This window comes from Winkia sp. C0117E2, from assembly GCF_056590455.1.
In genome coordinates this window covers 17,025-40,365 of record NZ_JBWPWD010000007.1, presented here as the reverse complement: position 1 = coordinate 40,365, position 23,341 = coordinate 17,025, and the positions used below count along the sequence as shown (strand labels likewise).

The 23,341-nt window shown below is 54.2% G+C and carries 17 protein-coding genes; 2 read left to right on the top strand and 15 right to left on the bottom strand.

Going from position 1 to position 23,341, the window contains the following annotated elements; all coding sequences use genetic code 11:
- Positions 1-27 precede the first annotated feature (27 nt).
- On the bottom strand, positions 28-537 hold the full coding sequence (locus AC1EKG_RS09620; RefSeq protein ID WP_481067840.1) for a peptidylprolyl isomerase: 510 nt from the start codon (positions 535-537) through the stop codon (positions 28-30).
- A 189-nt stretch (positions 538-726) separates the two neighbouring features.
- Here AC1EKG_RS09620 and AC1EKG_RS09615 point away from each other — a divergent pair, with 189 nt between their 5' ends.
- Together AC1EKG_RS09615 and AC1EKG_RS09610 are read left to right on the top strand one after the other, a co-directional pair.
- Positions 727-1,488, top strand: a complete 762-nt coding sequence (locus tag AC1EKG_RS09615) for a hypothetical protein (RefSeq protein ID WP_048706986.1) — start codon at positions 727-729, stop codon at positions 1,486-1,488.
- A gap of 142 nt (positions 1,489-1,630) precedes the next feature.
- Complete coding sequence (locus AC1EKG_RS09610; RefSeq protein WP_048706987.1) at positions 1,631-2,986, top strand: YkvI family membrane protein; 1,356 nt, start codon at positions 1,631-1,633, stop codon at positions 2,984-2,986.
- Between the two features lie 81 nt (positions 2,987-3,067).
- Here the strand turns inward: AC1EKG_RS09610 and AC1EKG_RS09605 are convergent, their stop codons facing one another.
- The 14 genes from AC1EKG_RS09605 to AC1EKG_RS09540 form a co-directional block, all read right to left on the bottom strand.
- Positions 3,068-3,958, bottom strand: a complete 891-nt coding sequence (locus tag AC1EKG_RS09605) for a hypothetical protein (protein ID WP_048706988.1) — start codon at positions 3,956-3,958, stop codon at positions 3,068-3,070.
- A gap of 211 nt (positions 3,959-4,169) precedes the next feature.
- Positions 4,170-5,684: a putative T7SS-secreted protein gene (locus AC1EKG_RS09600; RefSeq protein ID WP_481067839.1), complete on the bottom strand. Its 1,515-nt coding sequence runs from the start codon at positions 5,682-5,684 to the stop codon at positions 4,170-4,172.
- An 83-nt stretch (positions 5,685-5,767) separates the two neighbouring features.
- A complete protein-coding gene (locus AC1EKG_RS09595; protein ID WP_048706990.1) occupies positions 5,768-6,100 on the bottom strand; it encodes a hypothetical protein in 333 nt (110 codons plus the stop codon).
- A 72-nt stretch (positions 6,101-6,172) separates the two neighbouring features.
- Positions 6,173-6,466 (bottom strand): WXG100 family type VII secretion target, encoded by a 294-nt coding sequence (locus tag AC1EKG_RS09590; RefSeq protein WP_004807054.1) that lies wholly within the window; start codon positions 6,464-6,466, stop codon positions 6,173-6,175.
- A gap of 278 nt (positions 6,467-6,744) precedes the next feature.
- The gene (locus tag AC1EKG_RS09585; RefSeq protein WP_481067838.1) at positions 6,745-7,986 is read right to left on the bottom strand and encodes a hypothetical protein; all 1,242 of its coding nucleotides are present in this window, start codon (positions 7,984-7,986) and stop codon (positions 6,745-6,747) included.
- 122 nt (positions 7,987-8,108) lie between these two features.
- Entirely contained in the window at positions 8,109-9,836 is a 1,728-nt protein-coding gene (locus tag AC1EKG_RS09580; RefSeq protein WP_048706724.1) for a putative T7SS-secreted protein, read from the bottom strand.
- 15 nt (positions 9,837-9,851) lie between these two features.
- A complete protein-coding gene (locus AC1EKG_RS09575; protein WP_048706722.1) occupies positions 9,852-10,475 on the bottom strand; it encodes a hypothetical protein in 624 nt (207 codons plus the stop codon).
- Positions 10,472-10,804 (bottom strand): hypothetical protein, encoded by a 333-nt coding sequence (locus AC1EKG_RS09570; RefSeq protein WP_048706721.1) that lies wholly within the window; start codon positions 10,802-10,804, stop codon positions 10,472-10,474. The genes AC1EKG_RS09575 and AC1EKG_RS09570 overlap by 4 nt, the downstream gene beginning before the upstream one ends.
- A gap of 67 nt (positions 10,805-10,871) precedes the next feature.
- Positions 10,872-11,165: a WXG100 family type VII secretion target gene (locus AC1EKG_RS09565; protein ID WP_004807054.1), complete on the bottom strand. Its 294-nt coding sequence runs from the start codon at positions 11,163-11,165 to the stop codon at positions 10,872-10,874.
- A gap of 219 nt (positions 11,166-11,384) precedes the next feature.
- Positions 11,385-11,900: an FHA domain-containing protein gene (locus AC1EKG_RS09560; protein ID WP_048706727.1), complete on the bottom strand. Its 516-nt coding sequence runs from the start codon at positions 11,898-11,900 to the stop codon at positions 11,385-11,387.
- Positions 11,897-16,402: an FtsK/SpoIIIE domain-containing protein gene (locus tag AC1EKG_RS09555; protein WP_053086192.1), complete on the bottom strand. Its 4,506-nt coding sequence runs from the start codon at positions 16,400-16,402 to the stop codon at positions 11,897-11,899. Before AC1EKG_RS09555 ends, AC1EKG_RS09560 begins: the two co-directional genes overlap by 4 nt.
- A 9-nt stretch (positions 16,403-16,411) precedes the next feature.
- Positions 16,412-21,046, bottom strand: coding sequence for an Ig-like domain repeat protein (locus tag AC1EKG_RS09550; protein WP_102201846.1), 4,635 nt, complete (start codon positions 21,044-21,046; stop codon positions 16,412-16,414).
- Positions 21,046-21,426, bottom strand: coding sequence for a hypothetical protein (locus tag AC1EKG_RS09545; protein WP_048706730.1), 381 nt, complete (start codon positions 21,424-21,426; stop codon positions 21,046-21,048). Before AC1EKG_RS09545 ends, AC1EKG_RS09550 begins: the two co-directional genes overlap by 1 nt.
- Positions 21,423-23,159: a serine/threonine protein kinase gene (locus AC1EKG_RS09540; protein WP_048706732.1), complete on the bottom strand. Its 1,737-nt coding sequence runs from the start codon at positions 23,157-23,159 to the stop codon at positions 21,423-21,425. Before AC1EKG_RS09540 ends, AC1EKG_RS09545 begins: the two co-directional genes overlap by 4 nt.
- Positions 23,160-23,341: the final 182 nt, after the last annotated feature.

The window sequence follows — 23,341 nt, the reverse complement described above, 5'->3', positions numbered from 1 at the left end:
TAAGGACGGATATTTTTTGAGCGAATACTAGTCGTTGATCTCGACGGATTCGATGACTACATCTTCAAGAGGACGATCCTGAGGGCCGGTGGGCACCTTAGCGATTGCGTCAACTACCTTCTTGGATTCTTCGTCTGCCACCTTGCCTAAGATGGTGTGGTGGTTCTGCAGGTGCGGGGTGGGCGCTACGGTGATGAAGAACTGCGAGCCGTTAGTGCCGGGACCTGCGTTTGCCATTGCAAGCACGTAGGGTTCGCCGAAGGTCAGTTCTGGGTGGAATTCATCTTTGAACTGGTAGCCGGGGCCGCCAGTGCCAGTGCCGAGCGGGTCGCCACCCTGAATCATGAACCCGTCGATGACGCGGTGGAAGATTACGCCCTTGTAGAGCGGTTCCGAGGTGGGCTTACCGTTGGTGGGGTTCAGCCATTCGCGCTCGCCGAGGGCGAGTTCGCGGAAGTTCTTCACGGTTAGCGGGGCGTGATTCGGGAATAGTTCTAGGCGGATGTCGCCTTTGTTTGTATGCATTATTGCTTCCATGGCTCCAATGTTGCCAGGGCGAGGGCGGCGGCGCTAGTTTCGATGCGCATTTTTGCCGCCTTCGGGTGTCGCCATTGGCGAAATTTTTGTTCACTACTTTATAGGTCAAGCAAAAGCTGTGGTTTGTTGGCAGAATAGAAAGGTATACGCCGAAAGTGTTTCGGCGCCGACAATGTGAGGAGCATGTGGATGTTCGGTAAGAAGAAGGAAGCATCGACCGAGGCCATCGAGTCGGTTCGCGACCACGCTCATGGTTGGATTGACGCGGCCGCCGATTACGTGGCCCCCAAGGTTGATCAGGCTTCCAAGGCGATTAGGCCAGTTTACGAGGACGCTCGTGCACGTTTCGAGGACGACATTTTGCCCCGCGTAAATGAGGCAAGCGAGAAGTTGCAGAAGGAAGTTCTGCCTTCGCTCGAGCATAAGGCTCAGGACGCTACTGAGGCTACAAAGAAGTACGGCAAGGCAGCTCAGTCTTCCGCTAAGAAGTACGCGGCAGCGGCAGCCGCTTCTCCTGCAGTAAAGAAGACGCGGGCCGCAGCTGAATCGGCTAAGTCGGCCGCGCTCGACACCCCGGTTCCCTCGAAGCGTGAATTGAAGAAGGCCGCCAAGAAGGCTGCCAAGCAGGCTAAGAAGGCTGCTAAGGACAACAAGAAGGCTTTGGCTAAGGCCCGCAAGTCGAATAGCTCTTCTAAGGGCGGCATCATTGCCCTGTTGATCGCTGCGGCTGTTGGCGCTGCCGGCTATGTGGCTTGGCGCCGCACTAAGCCGGTTGAAGATCCGTGGGCCGAAGAATATTGGGAGGACGTAAAGATGGATCTACCTATCGACGATCAGGAAGTTCCTAACGAGCAGGCCGAGGACGCTGCTACCACCGAGCAGGTGCAGGATCGCACCGAGCAGAAGGTACAGGCGCATGAGGCCGGCTTGGACCAGCACTCTGACAACTAGTTTTTGCTAGCAGTTAGTGGGAGGGGTTTCGACCCCTCCCACTTTTTTGCCCAAATATTGTTTCTCTGAGCGGCAAATAATACGCAGCCGTATTATGGTTTTATAAATTCTTTTATCTTATGTAGTTTTCGAGGGGTGGCACATGGTTAAGCGCGCAATTGGTATTGCTCTCGCGTTCATTGGCCTTGTCGTCGGAGCAGGGTTTGCTTCCGGGCAAGAAATCTCCCAGTACTTCGTGGCTTTTGGTCTTTCTGGTATTTGGGGAGCTGTGATTGCGGGGGTGGTAATGGCTGCCGCCGGTTTGGCCACGCTTGAACTCGGAAGCTACTTTCAGGCTAAGGAACACAGGTTTGTGCTAGATCGGGTGACGCACCCGATCCTGTCGCGTTTCTTTGACGCTTCGATCATGTTCACGTTGTTCTTCACCGGCGTGATTATGATTGCTGGCGCGGGCGCGAACTTGCAGCAGCAGTTTGGGCTGCCCATCATTGTGGGCGCTTTGATCATGGTGGGCATGGTCATTTTGGCGGGGTTCTTGGATGTAGACAAGGTGACTCGGCTGATTGGCGCGATTACCCCGCTGGTTATTATTTTCTTGGTTTCGGTTGCGATCTATTCGATCGTCACCGCTACGGAATCTGTTTCCACACTTACGCCGGTGGCTCACGCAACCGTACATACCTCGTTGCCCCACTGGTCTATTTCGGCATTGAACTATGTGGGCATGGAGTTCATCATTGCCGTGTCCATGGCGATCGTCATGGGCGGCGATTTTGTGGATCCGCGTTCAGCTGGACTGGGCGGACTGCTGGGCGGCATTGTTTTCGGCATCTTGCTAGCCTTGTCCGCCCTCGGGCTGATCTATGCGGTGCGCGATACTGCCGGCTACGACATGCCCACGTTGCAAATGGTTGAACTGGTAAGTCCGAAGCTAGCAGTTGTGGTGGCGCTGATTATTTTCGGCATGATCTTCAATACCGCTATCGGCATGTTTTATGCGTTCGCGAAGAGGGCTTCCTCGTCTAAGCCGGAACGTTTCCGCCCCATCCTGATTGTCACCACGCTGGTTGCTTTTGGCGTCAGCTTCATCGGGTTCAAGAAGCTGATTGCTATCTTCTACCCGATCATTGGTTACATTGGCATCGTTCTAATTGCAGTGATGGTGTACGCATGGTTGCGCCAGCGATCAAAGATTTCCGATGAAGCTGAACGGCGTGGCCGGATCCGCGCGCTGGTTGCCCGCAAGCTCAACCCGGGACTCCGTTTTGGGCGCAAGCATGCTGCAGCTTTGAAGAGGGCGCTCTCTAGGTCACCTATCAAAGACCAGGATCTGTCTGACAGTATCCACGACGAGGTTGCACAGGAATTGGCTTCTGACGATGCGGTTGATTTTTCCGAGGAGGATGCTGCGAAGTATTCCACTGAGGACAAGGACTCTAAGCCAGAAGAGGCTCCGGCTAAGCCTTCTGAGCAGAGCGGCGGTTCCACCGCTCAGTAGCTTCAGTTACACACTGCCCCGCCTTTGGCATGTGCCGAGGGCGGGGCATCTTTTTGTTGTTTGCGCGGGTGACGGCTTGCTTTAGGAAACGATCACTACGGCGAGGGCGAATATTGCGATTAACTCGAAGAACAGTAAGATGCTCACACCGATGGCTGCCTTTTGGGAGTACTTATTGTCTACTAGGTGGAGGGTGCCGTCGACGTCAAACGGGAAGATCAGGAATGCAACTACTAGCAGGACTAGGGTAAGCAGCACCCCTATTAGTTGGCCTTGGTAGAGGGCTCGGCCCGCTAGGACTAGGCCGGCAACTACGGCAATAACCCCGAATAGTTTGAGGCTGGACGTCTTCCTCATGGCATATTGGCACACTAGCGCCAGCACGATCATTATGATGCCTGCTCCAAGCGGCCAGTAGCTCCCAAAAATCGAGGAGTCTGCCGAGAGTTTGACTGGAAGGCTGTGGATCGGATCGTAGAATTCGTTGTTGACTTCACCTGCTACAACTTTTTTGTAGAGCAAGTATTTTCCAAGTTGGCTACCAATGCTTTCTCCTGCTCCCAGGGAAGAGACTGTGCCAAAGAATGCTGCACCTCGTGAATACGTCATCCAGATGCAGAAGGCAGCTGCCACGAGCCCAAACATTGCTGACAATTCGGGGGCCAGCAACAGAGCTAGCGTTAGGAGGAGGGTGTTGCCGTTCTCGCGATCTATTGGCGAGAGCCCTACAAACCACGCATCACCGCTAACATCGCCTGTCCGTACCATGTATACGCTTTGGCACAGGATGCCAACTATGAAGACCGCAAGCAAGCCAACTAGGCAGAGGGCTATATTCCTCCACGTTATTGGGGGCGTCTTCGTCGTCTCGTACCCGGCTCCGTGCATTAAGTAGCGCACCAAGACACCGTTAGGCATCTGCCCACTGCGCTTGCGCTCCCCTGCGTTCTGGCCGGAACTTATAGAACCCATTTACTTGCTTCTCCTAACTACTAATTCGCAATTCCCGCCCTGGGCAGGATGGCTATAAGCTTCGGCAAATAGCGCTGCCGGCGCCATGACGAGGGTAAATTCTCCCGGATGGCAGCAATAATGGGATCGGGGCCTGTTCCAGTCCCCGCGTTTCTTGCTATCTGCGGTACCAATAGAACCACTGGCTCCGATCGGGGCACTTCTCTAGTTGCTACTTGAGCGCGTCCTCAAGCCCCTTTACGTGCCCTGCAGGTTGGAACATCTTGCGGAAGGTGTTATCCAGCGAAATGCCATCTGAGCTCAGTGGATCATTGAGGTTGTTGTACGAGGTCATCGCATCTTTCACTAACGGTTTGAAAGTCTTAAGTACGTCAGCTCCCTTATCGATAACATGTGACTGCAACACCGAGTTACCCGCGTTGCTCAGCTTGTCGAACGCAGAAAGCCCTGCACCGCCACGTTCCATCGCACCCAATTTGCCATAAAGCTGACTGTATTCACCAACATTTTTTCTAGCTATGTTGAAATCAGCAATTTTCTTCTTACTTGGCAATACGTCACCAAAAAGTACCTTCTTGAGGCCGTCGCTGCTCCTCAGGAAAGACTCTTTGCCATGTGTCGCATTGTAGAAAGAGTGTTTCACGGCCCCCTTGATCTCGCTATATGCGCCGTGTTCAATGCCAGAGAGAGGACTTGACCACTTTCCTGTATGAAGGAAGTTCTTTGCCGATTTAGCTATGCCCGCTCGGAAGTTTTTGAACGCTCCGTTCTCCAAAAGTGGAGAGAAGTTTTTCTGGAGCGGCTTCCCCGTCGCAGTCAGTTCTGGAGCGAATGCCTTGGCGGCTTTACCTGCCTTCAGCCCCTTCAAACCAGTGCCAAGGGCCTTTGCGCCAGGGATTATGGTTATTGCGCCAAAAATAGCGTCTATCGCGAACTCTGCTCCACTCTTATCGCCAGCACGCCATTCCATAAATCCATTGAACACTGTTATTAGAGCCGCTGCTCCTAATGCAATTGCGATGGCGCCGCCGCTCGCAAAGCAGGCCACTATTCCAAGAACCACAGACACTACTTTTGCTACTTTGACTAGAGCTTTCCAGGCGTCAGAATATAGAATTCTTTCCCACCCGTTTAGCTTCGGCGCATCGTCTTTTGCGGACTCGATCTTAGCAGCTGTCGTGGCGGCATCGTTATCGTGAGTTCTTTTTATTTCATGAACTTTTTTTGTAGCTTCCGCAATTCGCCCTTTAGCCTCGTTCAACTTATTCCGATACGACGAAACTTGCCTCTGCGCTTCAGCTACTTGCGCCACGTTGCCGCTTATTGTAGCCGACATCCCCGCCGCTACCGCATGACTCATAGCCTGCCGAAGTGAAGCACTAGCCGCGGCTCGGTCTTGCTCTGCCGCTTCTGCCTTTCTTACCTCAACGCGGGCCTTTTCCTGCGAATCCTCAGTTTTTGTCTTCCAGTCGGCAAGGTGGTTGCCGACCGTATTGAAGCTACTAGCAAATTTCCTGAAGTCATTCGGCAGCTCCCCAGATTCCTGTTTTAAAATCTGAGCCCATTTACCTTGCTGATCGCCCACAGAGCTACCGTCAAGATACGCAGCCATTTTCTCGAAGGTGTCACCTAAATCCCGGTAATGCTTAATCATCGTTTCGATTTGCGCACCATCACCACGAATAGGATTACGTAACTCCCCCACCAAATACCAATTCTCACCCATGATTCCCCATAACTACGAAATGCCTAACATTTCGCATAACAAAGCGTGTATTAAATACTAAGATATAACTGTCAGAAGAAACTCTAGCGATCCGCTACCTGCCCGCCTGCGGAGGTTGATATTTTCGGAGTTGCCTCCTGAATAGTTTGCGCCATATCTGAATCCGCGTTGTCAGTATTCTCGATAACTTGATCAATAAAATCAGAAAACCGCTCTACTTTTTTCTGATACTTATTTCTAGTACTTTGTACTTGACGATTAAAGCCGGTTAGCGCAGTAACGACTTTCCAATGCCCTACATTTTCCATTGACGGAGAAATTCTGCCGTCACTCTGTAGACTCAGGGTATTTCGTATGTTGTCAAAATTGCTCTTGAGCTTTTCCAGGTCCTTCTGATTCACTTTAAGATCGGCCACGGCTCACCCCTACCTTCACGAAAGGTTGAGTTCCGAGATCTTAGTTGCTCAGAATCCAACCCAAGCCAACTATTAGTTCAGACCGGATGCCAGCGAGGAGTCCAGCTCAGACATCGACTGCTGCGCCTTGTTCAGGAACTGCGACATACCAGTAAGACCCTGCACCGCAGACTTAGCACCCTGAGTAAACTCGCTGTAAGAAGCCTGGAAAGCACCAGAAGCCTGATCAGTCTGAAAACCAGCCGAAACCAGCTGCTCCACCAAAGACTGCAACTTACCCAAAATACCCTCAAGCTCGCCCTGACCAGACTGCAACTGAGAAGCAACCTGCTGCAGCTCAGCATAAGTAACATTCATGTTCGCCATGGAAATACTCCAAATCAAAATAGTCGGTTTCCCAAAACAGCCGGCAAGATCACCGACCCAAAACCAACCCTAACCACCCCAAAAAACCCACAACAGACCCAAACAACAAATACACCTAAAAACAACCCCCAGTTCACCAACCGTTAACCTGTGAGGTGATAGCATATTTTACATTTTTGAAAAGTCGGTTTAGACCGCTACTTAAATAGAAATAGTAAATAGTTTTCCGAGACAACCAGGATTCGGAAAACTTCAGAAAACATTCACTCCGTCGTAGATCACGCCGTCTCATATAGAGGCAGGACCAATTGGGCATATTCCTTATTACTACCCGTAATCAGGGCCCTGGCTAGATCGCAAGCAAATTGTTTATCCAATAGATTAGTCAGAACTAGAAGCGCCATGTCTGCTGCGAGCTTCTGGTAGGTCTTATACCACTCGAACCTCTCTTCTGGTCCCCAACTCTGCATATTCTCGGTGCCAGTTCGCTCAAAATTCTGCATAGTCAAATGAGGAATGGAAAGAATGCCTCCCCCCATCGCCACCTTCTGCATGGTGAGTAGGTTCTGAATACCAGTGCCGAAATCAGCTTCGTTTCCGCCCTCTTCTAGGCTGGCTTCCACCATCGGCACGTTAGTTCTACTCCCAGCCACCCCGACAGCCTTCGCGTGCACAAAGTCCTTCCCATCCCACGGGAACACCGGGGCGGGAATAATGCCTGTTTCCTCGTCTGAAACGCCAAACTTTTGCTTCGCCCGAAACTGATATGCCCGAATCACCTGGGCAAGTGTGAAAGCATATTGAACAGTCTCCCGATGCATTGGCACGTCCTCGGGAATGGAAATCTCGTTTTCGCCCGACTGCAGCGCATCCCAGTTTTGTTTGAGGGACTCGCTCGAATTAGCCGGCTGCTCCGGGGCATCATCTGTGGACACCCGCTCCCCATTAGCCAGACCGCTGTTCTTGGAAATCCGCTCAAAACGACGCTCGTCTGCGATCTTGGTGAGCTTATCTACCGTCTGCTGATCGAAGGTAACCCCCATATTCGCCAACATCATGTCCAGAAATTCCAAATATTCCCCGGACAGTAACTGCATAGCTGGGAACCACAGCTGGTCATCGTCCTGGCTGTACCTCAATAGCAGGTGAGCCCCCATGCGGCACGTATTATCCACGTGGTCAATGAGCTCCGTAACCGCATCCGATTCTTCGTCCCCGAGCTGTTGCAACCGCCCGCACGCATCCCACAGCAAGGTGAACACCCACCCGGCAATACCGGACTCTTTGGTTCTAGCAATGGCGACGCTCATAATGCCAGGTACACCATCTATGGTCTGCTGATTGCCCTGGGCGCACTCTACAAACATGTACCCGTAGCTATTTTGGCCAAACAGATCAAACCCAGCACTGATCAGCTCATCTCCGGCAGGTTCACCAATTGACGGAGATTGCTCCACTAGCTTTATTAGCTCCTGCACGTCTGCGATGAATTTTTCATCCCCGGTGAAGATCTTTACCACTGCAGTGTCCCTTCAACAACATTGCACATTACATACAATAGCGAATTTTTCTTGTGTCTCATTACGCAGCTTTACTCCCGCACGAGCAGTGCGGGAGTAAAGACCCTGTAGACCTGTTGTAATCACTTAACTAACGCGCTTAGCACACTGCTAAGTAACCCCCATGGACCAAGTAGTTTGTCGGAGAGAGAAAGCAACGAGAAGACCCCACCCGAAAGCGGTTGCGCTGCAAGTCCGCTCTCCCAGGAAGGAACTCCTCCCTGCATGGTTGGGCTAAATAGGCTTCCCCCGTCCGAGGACGTAGCAGCCGCTCCCGTTGAAGCCGAGGTCTCTGCTCCGCCGATATGACCTGAAGAGCTGAAACCACCACTTGCGGAGCCAAAACTGCTCGGTTCAGACATGTAACCGGAGCTGGTGTACCCGTCAGTACCACTGCTCATCAGATTCGCACCGCCGGACGACGCGCTCGCCCCAGCTGTTCCCGCATGAGCTGAGACCAGTGGCTGCGCAGTTGTAGCATTAGCGGGTTGTGCCGCAGCGCCTACTCCGGAATACGCATTTGTTGTTGCCGCCGCGGCTCCGGCTCCGGCAGCGTTACCTGTTGTTGGCGCCGCCGCAGCTCCGGCTCCGGCTGCCCCCATGCCGCCCGTCGCTGCAGGGTGACCGTTAATTATTGCACCGACCTGGCTACCAGCCTCCTGTAACTTCGGTATCACTGACCTCACCCCGTCAGGCGACTGCAAGAACGAATCAGGTCCTTCAACCAAGTTGCGGGCTGACTGCGTTACTGCACCGATCGCATTTTGCGCATCGGCGGGACTAATGTGTGTCAGTGGATTATCCCACTGGCCGGTAGTAAAGAGCTTATTTACCGAATTCCCTATCGCGCCAAGGACATTCTTGACTGAACCACTATCTAAGGCGGGTTTTATGGCGCCCATAAACATCTGTGATACACCTGTGAGCTGAGGAGCGAAGGCCACCATCCAATTGCCACCGCTCACAACCGCCTGGAAGGCTTGCCCCAACACCCCGCCTGCAGCTTGCAATGCCGGCAAGAGGGAGACGCCGATCTTGAGCAAATTATCAATGGTTAGCTGCCCGTTGGCACCCAGACGCATCACTTGGTCTATAGCCTGCAGGCATGATATTACGGCACTCGCAACGGCCACCCAGCCTCCGCCCATAAACATCGCCACAACGCCAAGTACAATGGACACCGCCTTTAGGACCTCCATGAGTCCCTGCCAAAAATCCGAGTACAGCAACTTTTCGATCCCCTTAAGCTTGGGGGTTTCCTCATTTGCTGCCCGGATCTGGCTGACCACTTGCGCCGCGGCTAAGTTGTACTCTTCTTTGACCATCTGTACCTGCGCTTTTGCCTCAGCCAGGTGACTAGCCGCATTTCCAAGCTGGCGTTTATAGCTTTCCAATTGCAAGCTCGCACTAGATGAGCCTTCATGGGAGCGCTCAGCCAGCCCCGTGATCTGGCTAATCGCTCCGCCAATGCAGCGACTATCCGTGTGCGCCTGCTCTGCTTCGTTTAGTGCGTGCTCCGCTCTGTAGCGCAAGGGATCAATGTATCTCTCCCACGACCTCAGTGCCTGTGCCACCTTGTGGAATCCGCCAGCGAACTGGCGGAAGTCCCCCGGAAGTTTCTCGGACTTTTCCTGGATCTTGTTAGCCCACTGCCCCTGCTGTGCGCCGGTAGGACTACCACCAAGTAGCGCCGAAGCGTGTTCGAAAATGTCGCCTAAACGCTGGTACCTCTGGCTGAGCACAGCAATTTCACTGCTATCTCCGGGAATCGGATTAGATGACTCCCCAACAAGATGCCAATTTCGCTCCATCGGATTCTCCAAGTCCTATTTACTCGTGACACGCACAGAGCTGGTGATCAATGCGAACAGCTCGAACAGTGTCTCGGCAACGTCTGTTTGCGGGCTAACCCCGGTCGTGACCAAAACTTGCCCCGCAGTTGGGATAAAAGTACGAAAATGCACGAGCTTCGTATCCGCTGGCCCGTCACCCGTCAAAGACCGCGCAGAGGCAACCGCAGCCGCTTGAATGCCACGCCCCAGTTCCGGCACATCGACAGGTATTAGATCCATAACTTCGTCGTCCGTCAGGGCTTCCTGCTCTTCTAGAAGAGTTTCGGAAATGATCTCTAGCTCTTCATCTATCTCGCCAAACGCGGAAGCCGACGGCATGATCGAAACCATGAACGTAGCCATCAAATTGTCTACGCCCCGCGGATCCGGATTGGTTGTATACGCTAGCCTGACCCCGGAATTCCAGGCCTGCTCGTATGCGTTGGAAAGTCCTTGCCGAACCTTCGGATAGACCTCGTGCCAGTTAGCAACCGTGTTGCGCATGGGATTCAGTACCTTGAATAGCTGCGCGTCACGCCGGTCAGGATCAACGTCAATTCGTTCCCACCCGGCGGGCGGGATGAAAGAAATAGTTAGTTCGTCCTCGGCAGTACTCATCGGCTCCCACCACCTGCATTTGCTGTAGCGCCCTGCGCTTGGGAGCCACCCCTAGCGGCTTGAGCCATTTGTTTGTCTGCCTCGGTAGTGCCCTTAGAGACATTCTCCAGATACTGCGAATAATTTTGTACTTTTTCCTGATACTTATTCCGAGTCTTTTGCACTTCGGTATTAAAATCAGTGAGCTCACGGATAATATCTGGGTGGCCCACATTATGCTTTGTAGGCTCCATATCTTCATTATCCCCAAGGCTCAATACTTGCCTAATATTAGAAAAAGTATTTTGCAATTCGTCCAGCTCTGCCTGGTCAACTTTTAGGTCTGACATTGCCCCTCCGGCACTGTTGTTAGGCCCTGCCCGCTCACCCGGAGGGCAGGGCCAAATACGCCATTAGTTAGTTCAGACCGGATGCCAGCGAGGAGTCCAGCTCAGACATCGACTGCTGCGCCTTGTTCAGGAACTGCGACATACCAGTAAGACCCTGCACCGCAGACTTAGCACCCTGAGTAAACTCGCTGTAAGAAGCCTGGAAAGCACCAGAAGCCTGATCAGTCTGAAAACCAGCCGAAACCAGCTGCTCCACCAAAGACTGCAACTTACCCAAAATACCCTCAAGCTCGCCCTGACCAGACTGCAACTGAGAAGCAACCTGCTGCAGCTCAGCATAAGTAACATTCATGTTCGCCATGGAAATACTCCAAATCAAAATAGTCGGTTTCCCAAAACAGCCGGCAAGATCACCGACCCAAAACCAACCCTAACCACCCCAAAAAACCCACAACAGACCCAAACAACAAATACACCTAAAAACAACCCCCAGTTCACCAACCGTTAACGTTGTTTTCTATATCCGTTCTAATATAGGCGGTATTCATTCCCGCATAAATGGCATTAATGCCGCACGCACTCATAGGGCAGAATTATCAATAACCCTATTTACCACTGCCGACATATTCCCAAACATGATCTGGTCGCGGACGTCCAATCCTACGACGCCTTTGCACCGGTCCTGCCGCCTCCCGCTGGCGTAAACAACATCCGTACCATTAGCGCTACCGGCGTCCTCTATCCATGGAAAACCGTCGCCATCCAACCCGAATATGAAATGCACCCGCGAAACCTGCGGATCCTCCACTCGCACATACTGGTCGTAATCGGCAGTACCCGTCTTTCCTCGACCACAGGCTCCCTTACTAGTAAAGGGCACCACCTGTCCATCAGAAAACTCGAGCACAAATTTGTGCGTCTCAGCCGACTTTGGCGCCTTGGCGGAAGCGGTCTGACTTTTTACCTCCCAGGCCTTAGTTACCCGATTCTCGACCGGGGTTGGCAATCTAGGAATCTCGGCGAACACCCTAGCAGGCCTAGCCACCGGTTTTATCCCCTCAGACTTCTTCTTCCTAAACCAACCGAACCACTTCATGAACGCTTCTCCTTAGTGGTCGCGCCACTAGACGCCACCTGCATGGCCTCATTCAGCCGCCCGATATGCACAAAACCGCGCCCCGCAGGGCCTTCACTGTTTAGCTGCGCCCTCTTCAAGCGAATTCCAATAAGATCCTGGTTCAACACGTCGTCCGGGCGCAGCAGGATGCCCATCTTCAACCCCCGCACGCGCACGCCCCAGGTGTTAAAGCCCATCGGGAATTGTTCAGTGTCACCAGCAACCACAAAGCTGGCTCTAGAATCATCCAAGCGACCAATAATGTCGCGCAGCCAGTCACCAGCTGGGGCCTCCTTCAGCAACTGGGCGTCGTCTATCGCAATAAGCGTGCGCTGGGGGCTGCCGTCGGCGCCGAGGACGTACGGTTCCAAAGCCTCGCGAGTAAAGTCGGTGGGCAGGGTAATCAGCCGTTCCACCCCGGGCCGGTCCGCAAAACGATGCAGCATATTTCTCTTGGGGGCCACAATCACCACTCGGTATCCCGCCCGCAGCCCAGAGTTGATTGCCGTAGCGAGCGCGGTCGTCTTGCCAGCCTGAATAGACCCGTAGATAGGCAGCATGGGGACAGCCACCGGGTCGTAAGAGATGAGCGAGTTGTCGTCTCCGCCGACGCCCAAGCTCAGTCGAGGCCAATTGAGGTCAGCAGGTTCAGGCAGCCCTTCGACCTCTTCGCGTTCCCAAACACGTTCGACAGAAATGTCTGTAGGCAGCTCCTCTACCGCAAAAGGCCGAAGAGACTTGGGCAAATCCAGATACTTCTCGCGGAGCTTGGTGCCCAAAGCACGAATCCGCTCCGACTCCTCGCGACCGCTGAGCTCCTTGCCAATGGTGGCAATCTGCAACTCTGCCAAATCATCAGAGCGGAACCCCCGCCCTTCAGTCATGTTCTCGGGAACTTCGCGCACCTTCATGCCGATCAAGGTGTAGTCAGAAGGCTCCACCAGTTTCAGCAGAATCTTCGTTTCGGCCAACGTAGACATGCGGCCGCTCAGCAGCGCCCTGTCACCCGACACAATAAAGTGAATACCCACTGACGGGGCTTCCCGCATCAAGGATTGAATGCGCGTCAACATGGTGCCCGTGTCGTAAGTTTCGTACGTCGAATGAAAACCTTCCCAAGAATCCAACAGCACAAACACGTGCGGGATCGCGGCCTCGCCCTCGGCTAAATTCTGGTTGTATTCGTCAATATTGGAATAGCCATCCCTAGAAAGCATGGCGGAACGCTTCCCCTGCTCCGCCTCCAACTTGCGCAAGAGCCGATCTATCTTCTGCGTTTCCCCACGGTTAGCTACGGCCCCCACGTGCGGCATAGCCTTCAGCGGCCCCAGTGCACCATTTCCCGCATCAATACAGTAAAAGTGACATTGTGCAGGGGAATACAAGGAAGCGGCAGAAAAGGCGATAGTGCGCAGCGCAGTGGACTTGCCGGTGCGGGAGGTGCCCACTATGTACAGGTTGCCAAACGAGGCCGCATCGATGGACACAGCGTGCTGCTTCTGCGCCTGAGGGTAATCGCCCAATGCAAACGGAATGCGGATCCCCTGCCCACCGACCCGCGGCAAACTGGCCAGCGCAATGTTGTCCTGCAAGGCCGGCAGCCACGGCTCACGCTGCGGTGGAAAATGCAACCGCTCGTTCACCTGAACGATGGCATCCACCAGCATCTTCAAATCCGTAACAGCTACGTCTCCGCGCGCTTTCTTCGCCTCGGGGCGACGCGGCGGGGCGGCCCCCAACTTCACAAACGGAACCGACCGCATGAACGGCGCCTTGGCAGAGTGATCTACCAAGTCCTCAGCCTTTATATACCGCCCTCCAACACGCGCGGACTGGAACGGAATCAACGAGGACGAACCGAGCCTTACTACCGCACGTCCCGGAGTGTTCTTCGAAATAAGGGCGGCATCTTTGGCATCGATTACGTCCTGGCTTTCCTCGGCATCGGTCATGCGCAGGGCAATGCGCAAGTTAGCGTTCGCCCTAATCTCTGGGGACACCACACCGCCCGGCCTCTGGGTGGCTAGCAGCAGGTGAATGCCCAGCGAACGGCCCCTCTGAGCAATATTCACAAGGCCGGTAACGAAGTCTGGCAGCTCGCGAGCCAGCGAGGCAAACTCGTCGATAACGATCAGCAGGCGGGGAATCTCGACGGCTTCGGGCTTCGTAGCCCGCAGGTCGATGTAGTCTTCCAAGTCCTTCGCACCTACTTGTGCCAACATGTGCTCGCGGTAAGTCAATTCGGCGCTAAGGGAAGTCAGCGCGCGCACAACCAGGTGATTATCCAAGTCGGTAACCATGCCCACCGTGTGCGGCAAATGAACACAGTCTTTGAAGGCCGCACCACCCTTGTAGTCAACCAAGACGAAGTTCAGCGCATTCGGGGTGTTAGCCACCGCCAGGGACGCTACCAGGGACTGCAGCAATTCCGACTTACCAGAACCGGTGGTGCCCGCAATCAGGCCGTGAGGGCCATCTTTTGAAATATCTAACCCGAAGGCGCCGTCCACGGACTCGCCGATCACACATGCCGTAGATCTAGGACTCGACGCCCACCTGCCCTCGATCTCGTTTGCAGTAGGCGTTAGCTCCAGAAGATTCAGCAGTCTGGATTGATCAGGGATCGCAAGCTGGGCCGCATCTGGGCTGCCGTCCTCGATGGGAGCTAGAGCTAACGCCACCGAATCCAACCACCTGTCTGAAACCAAGTCAGGCATGACGTCGGTAATATCCTTGCCCAGGTTTGACGCCACAGTCAGGACGCCGCCCTCGGCAGTGACCACAGTTTCACATTCTTCGGGGAGCAGCCGTTCGTCGGCATCCACGCACAGCATGAACATGCCTACCGTCGGCCCCTCCTTGAGCAGCCGAATAGTACCCGGCATCTGGCGGAGCAGGTGCGCGTGCTCCATGATGACCACGATGTGCGAACCCGCCCAAGTGTTCATTGACCGATTGCGCTTTTCCTCAGCGCGCGCATCCAAGATCGACACCAGTTCGGAAATGCGGTGGGCCACCTGCTCGGCGGTAATACCAATCGTGCGCACAGCCCCCTGCCCAAGCTGGGGAATGAAATGGGGAATCCACTGCGCAAAATGCCAATTTATCGAGGGCGTGCCCGCAGCTTCCACCTTCTCGTTTGCCCTGGGTGCAAGCAGGTACAAGCCCAGGTCCCTAGTGGAATGCAGGGCAGCCAGCTGCGCCACCGCCCACTTGAGGACCGGAAAGATAATACTGGTCTGTCCGGTGAAGCCGACACAGCCCGATTCGGTCAAGGATACGGACACGGGGAAGCGCTCCAGCTCCCACTGTTTGACGCGCTCAAAATCTAACTTCGACGGGTCAGTGAGCGTAATGTGCGAATTCACCACGCCGGTGCCCACGCGCAATCGCAGCCATGAATCATCGGCTGGCCTGCGATTCCATAGGTGGGAGGTGTGTCTGGTGCAAATGTCTAACACCTGGGAAGCGTCGGGGAATTCCACCCGCGAGTGCGCTTCTTCGCGAGCCACCGCGTCGCGCGCTTCCTTCTGGGTTTTGGCTTTGGATTCGCGGTATTTTTCCATCTGCCGTTTGAAGGATTTGCGTCTTTGCGAGTTCCCGGTGAAGTAAGAACCAACTATCATCAGGGGGCTCATCAGGCCGAACGCCAAGAAGATGTAGTTGTGCATGAAGTAGGCCAGCCCAAGGCACAGGATTAGGGGTAGCGCGGCTGTCAGCCAGGGCAGCGAAGACTTGTCGGGTTCAACCGGCTTGTTTGGCAGAGAATACTTCTTGTCTTCGATCTTTTGGCGAATCTTTGGAGGCCTGGAATAGAGCCACTTTCCGGGTTTCGAGGTCGTATCTATGGGGACTGGTTCGCCGCGGGTGGTTGTGACTGTCACGATGCAGTCGGGGATCGATATTTCCTGCCCGGGGTCTACTTCGGTGGGTTCGGTGATTTCCTTACCGTCGACTCGTACCCCAGAAGACAGTTCGACCTCTTTTTTCTTTCGCCCGAAACGCTTCTTTTTGGTAGTTATGCGCTTGGCTTTGACGTTAGGGAATACGGATACGCTCCCGTCTGCCCCGATATTCAGCATGAACTCTGAGTCCAGGGAGGCCTCGTCGGGGTCAAGGAAGGAGGAGATGGACAGTGTTCCGCTGCTAACGTCAAACACTTCACCCGTGCGAGCTCCGCTGAGGAACCGCAGTTGCACCGTGCCGTCCTTTTGGTCAGTGCTGGCGTAGGGCATGAGCGCCCGATCACCCTGCGGGTACAGCGAGATCCACGACCCTTCCCGCAGTCCCACTTCGGCAAGGGTTTGCTCGGGCCCAACCGCGTGCCCGTCTACCGCCACCCCGCTTTTTGCAGGTTCGGCCACGCTGATCTTTCCGAAGGCGGGGAACACCTCCTGTATTGGGGTGTCGTCTGCGCAATCCAAGAACACGGTGTAGCGCGCATCAGCGTGCGCGTCGTGGACGGTGATTAGCCCTTTCATGTTTGCCCTCTACATGCCGAAGGGGTTGTGCCGGTAGGCCAGCCTGCGACGGCGGCGCACCAGGGCGACTATCAGTGCAATCAGTCCGATTCCCACCAATGCTGCGCCTACTAGGACACCGGCTAGTAGTAGCGGGTTGGCTAGGAGGTAACGCCAGAAGCTCCTTGCAACTACCACGTTGGAGTAGGCGGCCACCGACTCGTTGCCGGCCTTATCCTGCACTCGCAAGGTGATGTCGTGGGGCTGAGCGTCCGCTGCCAGCCTGTACGCGGGAACGTTCTTGTCCAGCTCGGCGCCGTCCCATGTGCGCACTACCTGTCCGTCGACCTCGATCTGTGCTGCGGACAGCGCCAAGTTGTCTTTCGCATTGACGTCGATGTCCTTGGACTCGTCGTAGTACACCTTGTTGGATTCAAGTGCTCCGGTGCGCACCTGTGGTTTCTGTTTGTCTATGGCAAACTTCAACTCCGCCGTAGCATTGTGCGCTTCGTTCTTCTTGTCCATGGTGTTCTGCGACAGGTTGCCTGCCTTGTCTATGGAAGAGAAGAGCACGCGGTAATAGCCAGCCTTATTGAACAGCTTTGCGGGAATCGTGTATTTGGTGGCGCTCCACCCTGCCTTAGTGGTCTGCCCTATGCGGGAATACGATTCGGGGCTGAGCGTTTGCAGCTGGTCGTTCTTGGCCACCTGCACCTGGGTCAGGTTATTTTCGAGGCCGGATACGTTCACCTCTGTGACTTGGACGTTTTGTGGCGCGTCCAAATATTTGCCGCGCAGGTTGCCGGTATTTCCCTCAAATAGGTAGGTAGAGCCGAACCGGTTTACCGAGAAGGTCTTCATTACCTCCGTGGAGTTGCCGGCCATGTCTGTGACCTTGGCATTTAGCTGGTAGATGTCATCTACCTTGGGGTCGCGATCGAAATCGTCATAGATGATCTCTTCGTGGTTGTCCGATTCCTTTGTCCTGGTTAGCAGGTCGGTAACGGCTCCGCGGTAGTTGCCATTCAGCCTGTATTCGACCCTGGAATGGTCCAGGTTAGTGTCGTCAGCTACCACCACCGGCCGTACCGTTCCGGAATAGGCTGTAAGGTTTTCGACTCCACCGATTTTTATTTCGGGTTTGGTCGTGTCGATGACAAATTCGGGTTCCTTTACTTCGTGCGCCGCATTTCCTGCCATGTCAGTAGCCTTCGCCAGCAGCGCGTAATGGGATTCGCCCGTGAACGGGATGCGCATGCTCCAAGTGTCCTTACCCGTCTTCGCCCAGCCTCCCGAGGGCGCCCCAGTTGGCCTCCCCGCATCGTCTCGGGCCTGCACCACAACCGGGGAATCGGCCTGCGAGAAGTTGCGGTCAACAATCGTCACAGTGGCGGTGCGCGGGTGGTTGTAGTACATGCCGTTGGTTGGATGGTTATTGTCAAAAGTGACTGTCAGCTGGGGCTCTAGCTTGTCGAGGACGAATTCGTCCTCGACCGCATTCGACTTGCGCCCGGCTAGGTCAGTGACTTCCGCGCGTAGCTTCCAGTCACCATCCGCGTCGTAACGGTGCCGGTACACCCACGTCCTCTTGTCACCCGACGGGTTTTCGAACTGCTCTACAGGCACGGTGAAGGCATTGCCGTCGCGGCTGTTGGTAACTACCACCTGCGCCCTGTCTAGCTTGCGCAGCAGGTCAAAGTTAGATTCTTTGACGGTCACCGTGGCTGTTCGGCCAGCTTTGTAATACTTCTGGTTACGCGCATTGTTGTTGTCAAAGGCAACCTCTACTGTTGGAGCCGATTTGTCTACAACAACTCCCACCGGACGCTTGCCTTGCTTGTCAGTGGGCAAATCAGAATCCTTGAATTCTCCAAGGTAACCAGTGTCGGCGGGATTGCCTGCCTTGTCAGTTAGCCCAATAGCGGTCTGATCAAAACGCAGCCTCTGGCTGTCACCACTCATCCGGAAAGTAGCAGTACCAATCATGTCCGCTTTCACGGCTTTGTACTGCAACTTTGGCTTGGGGTTGCGCTCTTGGTCTGCAAGTACGTTAGAAAAACCTAGCGCAGGCTTAGCAGAGTCAGCCATATTAGATTCGTAGTACTTGAATCCGAGTGCTTTATCGTCAATACCAGAGACGGTATCCTCAATTTCCCCCAGCGTTGCTTCGAAAGTCGAAGAAGCGAAAATCCATGGCGCATGGACCACCCCGGTGGGGCTTACCTGCAGCTTCCCTAGTTTCGGGCCGGTGTAATCGATGGTGAAGGACTTTTCGACGTTACCTTCCGTCTTCTCTTCAGCGAATCCGCGGTAGGCCCACTTCAGGTTGTATGCGCCCTCTTTTGGCATCTTCGGGTTATCTTTTGCCCTTGGGAGCTTAATCCCGCCAAGCTGCCACCTGTCGCGTTCTACCTGCACAAATTCGTTAAAGCTAAACTTTTGCGGCACGACCTGGTATCGACTAGCTGGGTCTTTGGGGTGCTCTTTCAGCTCAATTGAAAAGAAACCTGCAGGCAGATCCTCTTGAGTCACATACAACGGGAACCACCGGTCAGAAACGGTGTAGCTGATATTTACGTCGCCGCGGTAATACAGCTCTGGACTCGTCGATTCAGGCGTTCCTTTAGCCTTCTGCACCCTCACCTGCGCACCTTGCACCGAGGTCTCGCGGCGGTCTACCACCAGCACGTCATACTTAACCTTGTCACCAAGGAGCTTTGCCAATGGCACCTCTAGCATGTTGCCGGCGTTGTCAGCAATGTGAACCTTGATCTGATCCATCCTGTACAAACCCTCTGCATTTATCTGGAAGGCCGCCAAGTTGTTCCTGTCGGGCCCCACAAGCTCGCCCCCAGGATTGTCGGGGGTCAATGTCTTTGCAGGACCAATTTCCTTTCCCGTCAAGTCTCTAGGGGCAGGCAGTTCTACCCGCAATGTCGACTTGTTCAGGCCTGAAGTGTTTGGCGTGTCTGAAAATCGTCCGGCCTCATTCTTCTGCTTGGCTGTCAACTGTCCCTCCGGCAGCTCGTCCCAGAAATAGAACGCGTACTGAGTAGACCCAGTCTTTTGCGAAACCACCATGGCAGAAAGGTTCTGGTACGGATTGTCCTTGATTTTCAGCTTGGGGATCTTCGGAATGAACTTATTGTGTCCGGATTGGGACGGCCCACCCTTGAAACTCACCTGCGGTTTCTTCCCGTCAAGGATCACCGAACCAGGGTTGAACAGCCCCAACGGTTCTTCGCTGGTGGGCGAGAAGGTGTATTTACCGTTTCGCTGCTTCATGTCGGTATCGGGGGAATTCACCGATCCAAATATCTTGTCGGGGCATTTGTAGTAAAAGTAACCGTCAGGGTCCCGCGTAGGCAGCTGGGAGTTTCTTTCGAATGGGCACACGTCTACCGGACCAACTACCTCGCCCGGCTCGCCCTCTTCGCGCGTTACCCTAAGCAGATTAATTCTCTTAGACTCCGACTGATGCAGTAGTAGACTGGCGCGCAGCTTTTCAAGCTTTTCCGCAAACTCCTGTTTCCGCGACCGCACGTACACGCTAGAATCGCGGGCAACATAGGTAGGAACGTCCGCCTGATGTGCATCCTTGCCAGCAACTATCTTCCTGTCCACTACTACCTGGACGTCAGATTTTTCCTTCGATCTAATCTGAATAGAACTTGGGAAGGGAAGATCCTTCATATTCCGTTTGCGAATCGTAGCTGCAGTTTTAGTGTTCCAGTTACCCACCTTGTCGGTGGCGGTTATTTTTAGAAGGCCAAGCTCGTACTTGCCCGGCTTGGACAGCACAATGTCGTAGTTGAACGGCTTATGTTTTTCAACACGTAACGGGCTACCGGCATAGCTTGCGGTTATTTTCGGGTCTCTGATCGGATCCTCATCCCCAGTAGCTACTCCTTCAGGCACCTGATCTTCGGCAGCTACCCGAATACTGCGGGGGCCGGTTACACTTACTTCCTGTCCTTCTTCACGAAGCGATTCGTCCCCCGCGACCTGTATATACGCAATGCCCGTAAATTTAGGGGCAACGGTATCTACTACGGCCGTCACAGTTTTATTCGTCTTCTCGTCCCACTCGTCTTGGTTAGCTATCGCCTCAGCGGGCCTAGCCGTAAAGGTCAACTTCGCACCGTGGTTAGGCGGCACCACAAACTTGGCGAGGTGAGTTGCGGAGGTAGCCGGCGTCCAGTAGGTGAGGGCAGGCTCGCCGGGCTTCTTCAGGAAATGTTTAGAGGACAGGGGAATCCACTGTGACACTCCCCCGCCTGACATACCCACCTCAACTACGTCGCGATCTTCCTTATCCCTCTTCTTTTCAAAATCTTGGAAGTATTCGTCTTTTACAGTGGCGCCCACATAGATCTCTTGCTTGCCCTTCAACGTTTTGCCTTCATATGGGCGGATAACCTTACCTTCCTTGGTGTACAAAGACACTCCCAGGACGGGTTTCACCTTTGCAGGCGGATCGGTCGGCTTAGGCGAATCAGGCGAAGTTGGCTCCTTGGTAGTAGACGCCTGCGAGGAAGGTTCAGCACTGTTTCCAGGCGCCGGTTCATCTGCCGCGAGCGCACTAAATCCCAACGCGGCCAGTGATCCTAGTGCGAGCAGAAACGACGTTAAAGCTGCCAGTACAAAGCGGCGAGTCAACAACATTATTCTTCCCTTCCCATTACAGCCGTGGAGCCGGAAGAGGCAAGCGAGGTTACGCCCTCGTCGTCTACTTCCTGGACCAGGCCTTCCCCGGCCAGTGAAGTCTTATCTTCATCGGGGTCAATGGCTGGTTCGTCTACAGAATGAACCTGGATTTGCTGCGGTTTGGGCCGCAGACTGGTTACTTCTTCGGCTGCTACCGCCCAGGTGCCCCGGCGCTGCTTGCGAAGCTTGCTAATCTCCTCGGCCATCCGCTTGCCGTTCCTAGAATCGCGCACCTGCGCAATATCGAGTTTGCGGTATAGGTAGGCGGCTATAAGCGCAAGCACAATGGCTAGCGCAAGAAAAATGCCAGCTACGGTCTGCCACTGTGCGGAGCTCATTTGGCCTCCCCTTTTACGTCCACGAAAGCGTTCTCGATTGCTGCCTTGGTCGGCCCGAATGCCTTCGTCGCCTTCTTCTTCTGCTTATCTAGGTGGTCAGTTGTGGGGGTTACCTTACGGGCCATGGTCTCCACTTTCTTCTCAAGAGACGTCATGTCGCTCATGGCTACCTTGTCTGCCCTGAAGTTGCGCGGGTACACCTGCAAGGCATCCAACACAAAGTTGGCAACCTCGAGCTTTACCACCGAGTTATCTTCTTCCGAAGCGATGTCAACTAGCCGCTGCAAGGACCCGAAGTAGGGCTTGTAATGGCCGGCATCGGATCCCTCGTTGATTAGCGGCACAATCTGGGAGTTGAAATCTGCGATGTCGGCGTACACGGAAGCAATGCGATTGTTTTTGAACATCTTGTCGTCTGCCGCGTAGTGCATCCACTTTGAAGCATTTCGAATTCGCGCATACCGAACCAGCTGCTCGTCATTCATGTTCAGGCCATTAGCCTCATCCCCCAAAAGGGATTGGTCAGCGTAGTAGTACCAGTAGAGTTTTCCGGTATCAAAAGCTAGCTGCGACCAGGACTGTTGATCTTTTTGCAGGGACTTAGAATGTTCGGTTAGGGCAGAGTTATAGGTGCGCTCTTCATCCCCATCAAAACGATTATCCGCGGTAAAGCGGTCCATCAGCGAATAGTAGGGATCGGGATCCGCCGGTTTTACGTCAGCCGCCTTCAAGTAGTACTGCAGCGCTTCATCCTTCTCAGAAATCTGATCGCCCGTTTGCATCAGGGCGTTGAAATCGCGCGAGTTTGCCCAGTACCCAAGCCCCCAACAAATTAGCGCTAGTGCCAAACAGGCCCCAGCCGCAATAAGGGTTCCCAAAAATTTCCACCATCGCCCCGCAAGGCCGCGCTGGTATTCGTCGTCGGCCTCCTTGTAATGCGCGAGGGCGTAAGCCATTTCCGCGCCGTTTTGGTAACGCAGTTGCGGGTCTTTCTGGGTGGCCTTGCCAACGATTCGCTCGAATCCCAGTGTTAGGTCGGGGTCAACTTGCCGTAGCGGAACCAGCCCATCGTTCTTTGGGTGCCTACCAGTGAGCAGGTAGAAAATGGTGGCGCCGAGCGAATAAATGTCGCTACGCGTATCCACGCTCTTAGCATCCTTGAACTGTTCCGGGCTACCAAAGCCGGGGGTGCCCAGTTCCCGGGAATCGCCAAGTAAAGCCTCGCTACTTTCCGGGGAGCCGACCTCTTTAGCAATACCAAAGTCGATGAGTTTTACCGTCCCATCCGGAGTGACCATGATGTTCGACGGTTTGATATCGCGGTAAACTACCGGAGGTTTGCGCCTGTGCAAGTAATCCAACACGTCGCAGAGCTGAATACTGATGTCAGCAACCTGTTCTTCTTCTAAAGGGCCGTCATCCTTCAGGATCTGCGCCAGGGTCCGCCCCTCCACGTAATCCATTACTACGAACAGCGAACCGGATTCCTCGATCAGGTCAACGATGCGCGGGATAGCAGGGTGATCAAATTGCTTGATCATATTCGCTTCCACAGTAAGAGACCTGACCACCATGTCGCGGCGAGTAGCATCCGACATGTTCTTAATCTGCTTTACTGCCCACTGCTTATTCAGCGACGAGTCAATGGCCAAGTAGACCTCGGACATTCCGCCCGAACCAATCTTGGTCAGGATCTTGTAGCGTTTGCCCACTACTGTGTCCGTTGCGACCACAGTGCTCCCCTAGATGTATGTATTTACCTAAGTCCTGCTGGCGCCAGCCGCATGGGTTCAAAAGGCCCAGCGGACATACAGGGGAAAACTACCGTCTTTCGGTTAAGTTAAAGTGAACGGAAGGCGAAAAGTAGCCAGCCGTGAATGTGATGTGCGTCCGCTCGCCTGCACCTGAGAAATCC

Coding starts and splice junctions, on each gene's coding strand:
- AC1EKG_RS09620 (WP_481067840.1), bottom strand. CDS start 537: ATGGAAGCAATAATGCATACAAACAAAGGCGACATCCGCCTAGAACTA.
- AC1EKG_RS09615 (WP_048706986.1), top strand. CDS start 727: ATGTTCGGTAAGAAGAAGGAAGCATCGACCGAGGCCATCGAGTCGGTT.
- AC1EKG_RS09610 (WP_048706987.1), top strand. CDS start 1,631: ATGGTTAAGCGCGCAATTGGTATTGCTCTCGCGTTCATTGGCCTTGTC.
- AC1EKG_RS09605 (WP_048706988.1), bottom strand. CDS start 3,958: ATGGGTTCTATAAGTTCCGGCCAGAACGCAGGGGAGCGCAAGCGCAGT.
- AC1EKG_RS09600 (WP_481067839.1), bottom strand. CDS start 5,684: ATGGGTGAGAATTGGTATTTGGTGGGGGAGTTACGTAATCCTATTCGT.
- AC1EKG_RS09590 (WP_004807054.1), bottom strand. CDS start 6,466: ATGGCGAACATGAATGTTACTTATGCTGAGCTGCAGCAGGTTGCTTCT.
- AC1EKG_RS09580 (WP_048706724.1), bottom strand. CDS start 9,836: ATGGAGCGAAATTGGCATCTTGTTGGGGAGTCATCTAATCCGATTCCC.
- AC1EKG_RS09575 (WP_048706722.1), bottom strand. CDS start 10,475: ATGAGTACTGCCGAGGACGAACTAACTATTTCTTTCATCCCGCCCGCC.
- AC1EKG_RS09570 (WP_048706721.1), bottom strand. CDS start 10,804: ATGTCAGACCTAAAAGTTGACCAGGCAGAGCTGGACGAATTGCAAAAT.
- AC1EKG_RS09565 (WP_004807054.1), bottom strand. CDS start 11,165: ATGGCGAACATGAATGTTACTTATGCTGAGCTGCAGCAGGTTGCTTCT.
- AC1EKG_RS09560 (WP_048706727.1), bottom strand. CDS start 11,900: ATGAAGTGGTTCGGTTGGTTTAGGAAGAAGAAGTCTGAGGGGATAAAA.
- AC1EKG_RS09555 (WP_053086192.1), bottom strand. CDS start 16,402: ATGAAAGGGCTAATCACCGTCCACGACGCGCACGCTGATGCGCGCTAC.
- AC1EKG_RS09550 (WP_102201846.1), bottom strand. CDS start 21,046: ATGTTGTTGACTCGCCGCTTTGTACTGGCAGCTTTAACGTCGTTTCTG.
- AC1EKG_RS09545 (WP_048706730.1), bottom strand. CDS start 21,426: ATGAGCTCCGCACAGTGGCAGACCGTAGCTGGCATTTTTCTTGCGCTA.